Here is a 1244-nt window from a genome sequence, read left to right on the forward strand (position 1 = left end):
TGATCCGCACCACCAGTTTTGGACACCTAATTAAGTGAGTACAATCACTAATGAGGTGAACCATGACAAACAAGAAAAAACGTATTCTCCATTCTGCTGAATTTAAAGCAGAAGCACTGAAACTAGCAGAAAAGCTGGGAGTAGCTACGGCAGCGCAGCATCTCTCGTTACACGAATCCCAGATCTACGGTTGGCGTAAAGCAGCCAAGAAAGATACTAGCACCAGTCAGCGGGAAAAAGATCTAGCCGCTGAAGTCGCAAAGCTCAAAAGGCAATTGGCTGAGCAAGCTGAAGAGCTAGATATCGTAAAAAAGGCCGCCACCTACTTCGCGAAAAATCTAAAGTAGATAGCTACGAATTTATGCTCGAACACCTGCTGTGCTTCAGTGCTGTCCGCATGGCTAAGGTGTTCGGGGTTTCACGAAGTGGGTTTTATTACTGGATTAAGCATCGCCACAAGGCCACTCAGCGCGAGGTAACTCGCCAAGAGCTTGATACGAAGGTCAAAAAGGCTTTTGACAACAGCAAAGGCCGTGATGGTTCAAGGCGCATCCAGAAAGAGCTGGCAGAGAACGGTGATAGCCGTAATGTTAAAACCATTGCCGCTAGTATGAAGCGTCAGGATTTAACGCCGAAAGCGGCACGTAAGTTTAGGTGCACTACGGATAGCAAACATAAAATGCCAGTTGCTCCGAACCTGCTGGCTCAGGATTTTAACGCGGAGGCTCCGAATCAAAAGTGGGCGGGAGACATCACCTATGTTGCGACAAGTGAAGGCTGGCTGTATTTGGCGGTAATTATTGACCTTTATTCAAGGCAAGTAGTCGGCTGGTCTATGGATACCAGAATGACCGCAACACTGGTCTGCGATGCATTATCAATGGCCTTGTTCCGTCGTGGGTTCCCTGAGCAGGTGATCGTTCATAGTGACCGAGGTAGTCAGTACTGCTCAAAAGATTATCGAGACATCATAACCGCTTATAATCTAAAGCAAAGTATGAGTAGGAAAGGAAACTGCTGGGATAATGCTTGTGTTGAGAGCTTCTTCCATTCAATGAAGGTTGAAGCGATCCAATATGAGCCGATCATGACGCGAGACGAGATGCGTCAAACGCTCTTTGAATACATCGAGGTTGATTATAATCGGACAAGAAGGCACAGTGCTCTCGGGTATCTAAGTCCAGTTAACTTTGAAAATAAAAATGTCGCTTAATGAAGTGTCCAGTCTGGCTGGAGCAGATCAC

Annotated in this window: 1 protein-coding gene; it reads left to right on the forward strand. The window is 46.5% G+C overall.

Going from position 1 to position 1244, the window contains the following annotated elements; translation table 11 throughout:
• The first annotated feature begins 62 nt into the window (after positions 1 to 62).
• A protein-coding gene (locus FW757_RS23050) for an IS3 family transposase (RefSeq protein ID WP_095661212.1) occupies positions 63 to 1213 on the forward strand; the annotation gives its coding sequence in 2 pieces (ribosomal slippage) (positions 63 to 306 and positions 306 to 1213; 1152 coding nt in all).
• The last annotated feature ends 31 nt before the right edge of the window (positions 1214 to 1244 follow it).

The sequence above is a fragment of the Pseudoalteromonas sp. 1181_04 genome (assembly GCF_052850545.1).